Origin of the sequence: Mycobacterium sp., assembly GCF_036488105.1 — a bacterium.
GTDB lineage: Bacteria > Actinomycetota > Actinomycetes > Mycobacteriales > Mycobacteriaceae > Mycobacterium.
Genome location: NZ_DASXHW010000155.1, coordinates 1 through 6,405, shown reverse-complemented (window position 1 = coordinate 6,405; position 6,405 = coordinate 1). Strand labels below are relative to the sequence as shown.

At 65.3% G+C, this 6,405-nt stretch carries 6 protein-coding genes and 1 pseudogene; 4 read left to right on the top strand and 3 right to left on the bottom strand.

The genetic code is table 11. From position 1 onward, the window contains the following. From VGH54_RS08240 to VGH54_RS08225, 4 genes and pseudogenes are all read left to right on the top strand, one after another. Window positions 1-181: pseudogene (locus VGH54_RS08240) on the top strand (DUF58 domain-containing protein); the annotation flags it as partial. Further along, window positions 178-639, top strand: a complete 462-nt coding sequence (locus VGH54_RS08235; RefSeq protein WP_331511452.1) for a hypothetical protein — start codon at window positions 178-180, stop codon at window positions 637-639. The pseudogene VGH54_RS08240 and the gene VGH54_RS08235, both read left to right, overlap by 4 nt. A gap of 87 nt (window positions 640-726) precedes the next feature. Next, the gene (locus VGH54_RS08230; protein ID WP_331511451.1) at window positions 727-996 is read left to right on the top strand and encodes a three-helix bundle dimerization domain-containing protein; all 270 of its coding nucleotides are present in this window, start codon (window positions 727-729) and stop codon (window positions 994-996) included. A gap of 140 nt (window positions 997-1,136) precedes the next feature. Continuing rightward, window positions 1,137-2,441: a 2-polyprenyl-6-methoxyphenol hydroxylase-like oxidoreductase gene (locus VGH54_RS08225; RefSeq protein ID WP_331511450.1), complete on the top strand. Its 1,305-nt coding sequence runs from the start codon at window positions 1,137-1,139 to the stop codon at window positions 2,439-2,441. Here the strand turns inward: VGH54_RS08225 and VGH54_RS08220 are convergent. From VGH54_RS08220 to VGH54_RS08210, 3 genes are read right to left on the bottom strand one after another with little or no spacing between them, the layout of a single operon-like run. Continuing rightward, complete coding sequence (locus VGH54_RS08220) at window positions 2,438-3,217, bottom strand: enoyl-CoA hydratase (RefSeq protein ID WP_331511449.1); 780 nt, start codon at window positions 3,215-3,217, stop codon at window positions 2,438-2,440. The genes VGH54_RS08225 and VGH54_RS08220 overlap by 4 nt on opposite strands. Next, the gene (gene nuoN, locus VGH54_RS08215) at window positions 3,214-4,815 is read right to left on the bottom strand and encodes an NADH-quinone oxidoreductase subunit NuoN (protein WP_331511448.1); all 1,602 of its coding nucleotides are present in this window, start codon (window positions 4,813-4,815) and stop codon (window positions 3,214-3,216) included. Before nuoN ends, VGH54_RS08220 begins: the two co-directional genes overlap by 4 nt. After that, window positions 4,812-6,389 (bottom strand): NADH-quinone oxidoreductase subunit M, encoded by a 1,578-nt coding sequence (locus VGH54_RS08210; RefSeq protein ID WP_331511453.1) that lies wholly within the window; start codon window positions 6,387-6,389, stop codon window positions 4,812-4,814. The genes nuoN and VGH54_RS08210 overlap by 4 nt, the downstream gene beginning before the upstream one ends. Between the last annotated feature and the right edge of the window lie 16 nt (window positions 6,390-6,405).

Here is a 6,405-nt window from a genome sequence, read left to right as displayed (position 1 = left end):
GTTTCGCACCGCCCAGGACCCACTGGTCGACCGGATGTGGGCGCTGCAGCGTTCGGCCATGTATCGCGATATGGGCACCGTAGGCGTCGACGTGGTGCCCTGGCGGCCGGATCGGACCCTGGATCAGTCGATGCGGGCCGTCCCCGATCATCGTCGGCCGCTGACCGGACGCCGGACATGAGGCGCGGCGCGCAGTTGGCGGCGCACGCCTTGTCGACGGCGTGCGGTGTGCTGATGGTGGCGGCGGTCGGCATCGGAGCACACGGATCGGCCCGGGTCGCGGCGACGTCGGCCGTGGCCGCGGTGACGATCGCGGTCCTGTTTCGCCCGGTTGCCACGCTCGCGGTATTGCTCACCGTGGTCGCGATTGCGCTGTCCGGGCCGCCGGCCACGGTCGCCGCGGTGTCCGGATTGTCGGCGGCCGCCTATCTGGTGCTACGGCATGCGGCCAGTAGCGGCGCCGGACTGGACTCGGTCAGCGGCGCAACGATGGTCTCAGCGGTGGGATTTACCCTTGTCGGCCTGGTCGCGACCGCATTCCCGTTGCGGCTGCCATGGTTGCCGCTGCTGGCGCCGCTTGCCGTGTTTGCGGTCTATCTGCTGGCCACGCGGCCATATCTGCGGGACGAAGATGGCTAGCGACGTTGCTGAAGACTGCGTCGCGGGAAAAAATCTGCTCGCGCGTAACGCCTTGACCGGTGTCCAGATGGGGGCAACAATATCGGAATGCCGCAAGAAGAGCGGGCGTTGATCAGCGACCTGGAGCGTCGCCTCGCCGAGAAATATTCGGCTCTTCCGATGGACCATGTCACCGCCGTCGTGCGGCATGCGTATTCGCAGTTCCAAAGCAGCCGGGTGCGGGGCTTCATCCCGTTATTGGTGCAGCGGCGCGCGGACGAGGAACTCGAGGAGCTGAGTGTCTTGCGGCCGGACCTGGCCGCAGTTGCGCTGGACGATATGGGCGTGACTGGTCTCGAGACCAGCGCAGCGGTCTAGGTCTTCGGGCGTAGCGCCCGACGACGAGATTTTCCTTGCGGGCAGCCATGATTGGCGACTCCAGCCTTTGCCGGTTTCGGCCTAACTAATTAACTATTTCTGTACGGTCGCAGTAGGCCTATTCGGCGAGGGGGCAATCGGTGAGCAAGCTGGGGGAGCAGGCTGTCGTCTGCGGTGCGGGGATGGGCGGGTTGCTCGCCGCCCGGGTGCTCAGCGAGTTTTACGGCGCGGTGACGGTGGTCGAACGGGACAAGCTACCTCATGCTGCCGACCAGCGCCGCGGGGTTCCGCAGGGCCGCCACTTCCACGTGTTGTGGAGTCGCGGCGCCGACGAGCTGGCGCGACTGTTCCCCGGCATCCAAGACGACCTGATCGCCGCCGGCGCGGAGGTCTGCGACGACGGCGATCTGTCTCGGGTGTCCATTCGGGTGGCCGGACACGAGCTGAGCAGAGCGGGCAAATTCAGCGACCCCTCGGCGGTCAAGTTGCACCTGTTGAGCCGGCCGCTGCTGGAATCGCACATCAGGCAGCGCGTCAGCGCCATCGACAACGTCGAAATCCTCGACGGCCATGACTTCGTCGAACCGATCGCGCCGAATCCACACCGAGTCACCGGTGCGAACATCGTCGATCGTGACAGCGGCGCCAAGCGCGAGCTCAACGCCGACCTGCTGGTCGATGCGATGGGTCGTAGCGCACGCACCCCGGCCTTCCTGGACGGCCTGGGCTGCGGACGACCGGTGGCCGAGCGCTCGACGACCAACGCGAACTACACCAGCCTGCTGATGCGCATCCCGGAGGGGATCCTTAAAGAGCGGATGACCTTTGTCGTTCCGGAGCCGAAAAAGCCTACGGGCGGCGCATTTTCGGTGTATGAGCACGACACCTGGATTTTCACGCTGACCCGGTTGGCGGACAACGAACCACCCAACGACCTGACCGGCATGATCCGGATGGCCACCCAATTCGCGCCACCCGCGCTGTTGCGGGCGCTGAAGCGCGGCGAGCCGATCGGCGAGATCTCGGTCTTCCGCTACCCGGGTGCGATCTGGCGGCGCTACGACCAGATGGACGGCTTTCCCGCGGGCTTCCTGGTGTTCGGCGATGCGATCTGCAGTACCAACCCCATCTATGGCCAGGGCATGACAGTGGCCGCGCTCGAGGCGACCGCTCTGCAGGACTGTCTGGCCGACGGGAATGGCGATCTGAGTCGGCGATTCTTCGCCGCCGCTGCTGAGCACATCGGTCCGATGTGGGCCTCCAACCAGTTCAACGATCTCTACATGGACAGCGGAGACCCTGATCATGCGGCGTCCAAAGAACTGCTGGACTTCCGCGAGGCGGTGTTGTCCGCGGCGGAGAGCAGCCCGGCCCTCACCGAAAAGTTGTACCGATCAATGAATTTGGTCGACCCTCCGACTGACTACAGCCCTCTGTTCACCTAGGGTTGCGGCCGAATCTGGCGGCGGTTGCGCTCGGTGATCTCGGCGTAGCGATCCTTCAGGCCGTCCTGATCCAGGGTTTGCGCGCCGGCGATGGCCTGCTCGGCCGCAAGCGCCGGATCGATGACCGCGGCGGAGCCGGTGACATAGATTTCCTTGAGGCCGGCCATGATTGGCGCAGGCACCTCGGCGATCTGGCCGGCCAGTTCGACGGCTCTGGCCAGCAGTTGATCGTGTGGCACGACCTCGGTGACCAGCCCGATTCGCTCGGCACGTACGGCATCGACCACTTCGCCGGTCATCGACAACCGGCGCGCCATCGCCGCGCCGACTACGTGCGGAAGCCGCGCAGTCATCCCGCCGCCGGGCAGGATCCCCACGCGGGCATGGGTATCGGCGAAAACCGCGCGCTCGGAGGCGATGAGAAAGTCGCAGCCCAACGCCATCTCGAGCCCGCCGGTGAACACCGCGCCGTTGACGGCGGCGATGATCGGCGTACGCATCTCGCCCGTTTGGCGAATACAGCTCTGGTTCTGAAACTGCTCGAAATAGACCGAGCCGAGCCGCTGGGCCTCTTTGAGGTCGACGCCGGCGCAAAATGCCGGGTTGGCGCCGGTGAGTACCACCGCCCGCACCGACGCGTCGTCGTCAGCCTCGCGCAGCCCGGTGTACAGCGATTCGATCAGCTTCGGGCTCAATGCATTTCGTGCTTCGGGACGGTTCATGGTCAACACCCGAACCGGGCCGATATCGTCGCTGAGAACCAGCGCCGGTGTCATGTCAGGAACTGCGCGGCCTGCCGGACGAGATCGAGCAGAGGCTGCGGGAAGATGCCCAAACCGACGGTGATCGCCGCGCACACCGCGATGGCCGTCTTACTCCAGAAGCTGGGCATGACGACATGTACCGGCTCGGTGTGCGGCTCGGTGAAGAACATCAGCACGATCACCCGCACATAGAAGTAGGCGGCCACCGCGCTGCCGAGCACACCGATAATGACCAACGGCACCGCGCCGCCTTTGGCCGCCGCCTGGAACACCGCGAACTTGCTGATGAACCCGCTGGTCAGCGGAATTCCGGCGAAGGCCAGCAAGAACATTGAAAAGAGCAGGCCGACAACGGGATAGCGCTGCCCGAGTCCCGCCCAGTGCGATATGGTGGCATCTTCTTCGCCGTGCGAATTGCGGATCAGACCCACGACCGCGAACGCGCCCACTGTGCTGAAGCTGTAGGCGACGAGATAGAACATCGTCGCCGAGAGGCCTGCCGTGTTGTCTGCGATCACACCGGTGAGGATGAAACCCACGTGCGCGATCGACGAGTACGCCAGCATCCGCTTGACGTCGGTCTGGGTTACCGCGGTGATTGTGCCGACCGCGATGGTCAGTATCGCGATGGCCCACAGCACCGGCCGCCACTGGTCATGCAGCGGCGGCAGCGCGACGTAGACGACCCGCAGCAGCGCGCCGAACGCCGCGACTTTGGTGGCCGCGGCCATAAACCCGGTGATCGGGGTGGGGGCACCTTGGTACACGTCGGGAATCCACGAATGGAATGGCGCAGCGCCGACTTTGAACAACAGACCGACCGACAACAGCGCAACGCCGATCAACGCCATCGAGTGACTGTTGCTGGCCGCCAGCGATTTGGCGATGCCCGGTAGCGACAGCGTGTTGGTGGCGCCGTAGAGGAACGCGGCGCCGTACAGGAAGAATGCTGACGAAAAGGCGCCCAGCAGGAAGTACTTCACCGCTGCTTCCTGGGACATCAAGCGGCGGTGGCGCGCCAGGCCGCACAACAGATACAGCGGCAGCGACAGCACTTCGAGCGCCACGAACATGGTCAGCAGGTCGTTGGCGGCCGGGAAGACCAGCATGCCGCCGACCGCCAGCATCGTCAGCGGGAACACCTCGGTCTGGCTTGCCCCGGCCCGCTCCGCCTCATGCTCGGCCGCACTGTCCGGCACCGCAGATGCCTGTGGCGTAAAGGCTTCCAATCCGGCGGAGACGTGGGCGGTGGCGGCGCCCGGCCCGGCGGCGGGGTTGTCGCCGCTGTGCCGCTCGGCGAAAAAGATCACCGCGAGCACGGCGACCAACAGGATGGCACCTTGCAGCAGCAGCGTCGGACCGTCGACAGCCAGTGCATGCAGGACCGCATAGCGGCCCGGGAGGTCGAGCTGCCTGGCGACGATGACATCGGCGACGACCGCGGCGATCAAACCGCCGATCGCCAGTACGACCTGGACGCCATAGCGCGCTCGCCGGGGCAGGAACGCTTCGACGAGCACGCCGGCCACCGCAACGCCGAAGACGATGAATATCGGTGAGAGCAGTCCATATTCGACGCTGGGCGTGGGCACCACTAGTAGAGACGTCATCGGCGCGGTCCCTCCGCCATTCCGGGTAGGTGCGCAGTGCCCGGCCGCACGATCGGCGGGGGGTCCTGTTGACCGATGGTCGCCATGGTGTTCCCCACCGCGGGGTTGATGATGTCGAGCACGGGCTTCGGGTAGATCCCCAGCACCAGCAGCAGCGCGATCAGCGGTGCAACGACCAGGATTTCGCGCGGCACGAGGTCACGGATCCGCTCATTGCCCTCGGTGACGGGGCCGGTCATCAGCCGTTGGTACAGCCACAGAATATAGATCGAGGAGAGGATCAGCGCCGTCACGCCGAATGCCGCGGACAGCCAGTAGCGGTTGTATGCGCCTAGCAGCACCAGGAATTCGCTCACGAACGGCGCCAGCCCGGGCAGCGACACGGTGGCCAGGCCCGCGATCAGGAATGTGCCGGCCAGTACGGGGGCCACCTTCTGGATACCGCCATAGGCGGCGATCGACCGGGTGCCGCGACGCGAGATCAGGAATCCGGCGATCAAGAAGACTGCCGCGGTGGAGATGCCGTGGTTGAGCATGTACAGCGTGGAGCCGCTCTGGCCCTGCGTCGTCATCACAAAGATGCCGAGGATGATGAAGCCGAAGTGCGAGATCGACGTGTAGGCGATCAGCCGCATGATGTCGGTCTGCCCGATCGCCACGATGGCGCCGTAGATGACGCCGATCACTGCCAGTGTGACGATGACGGGGCGGAAATACGTTGACGCGTCAGGGAACAACTGCAGGCAGTACCGCAGCATGCCGAACGTGCCGACCTTGTCCATCACCGCGGTGATCAGGACGGCGGTCGCCGGGGTCGATTCCACCGCCGCGTCGGGCAGCCAGCGGTGGAACGGCCACAGCGGCGCCTTGATCGCGAACGCGAACATGAATCCCAGGAACAGCCCCTTGGTCACCGCCGACGACGCGCCCAGCGAACCGGAGGTGACGGCGGCGACGATCTGACGGAAGTCGAACGTGCCCGAGCCGTTATGAGCGGTCACCACGTACAGGCCGATCACGGCGGCCAACATGATCAGGCCGCCGAACAGGTTGTACAGCAAGAACTTCACCGCAGCGCGGGAGCGATGTGCGCCGCCACCGAAACCGCCGATGAGGAAGTACATCGGGATGAGCATGGCTTCGAAGAACACGTAGAACAGCAGCACATCCAGTGAGACCAGCGAGATGAGCACCATCGATTCGATGGTCAGTGTCAGCGCGATGTAGGCCTGGGTCCCGCGTGTTCGCTCACCGCCGTCGTTCCAGCCGGCCACCAGCAGGAACGGCACCAAGATGGTGGTCAGCAAGACCAGCACCAATGCGATGCCGTCGATGCCGAGGGTGTAGCCCGCGCCGAATGCCGGTATCCACGGGTGAGATTCGACGAACTGGTAGGTCGGGCCGCCGGCCTTGAATTCCAGCGCGAGCGCTATCGACAGCGCCAGCACGGCCACCGACACCGTCACGCCGAGCCATTTGGCGAACTGTCGCCGACCGGCCGGCACCAGAATGATGACCACGGCACCGACCAACGGCAGCAGCCACAGCGCCGACAGCCACGGGAAGGTCACCACAGTTGCACCGCCAGGA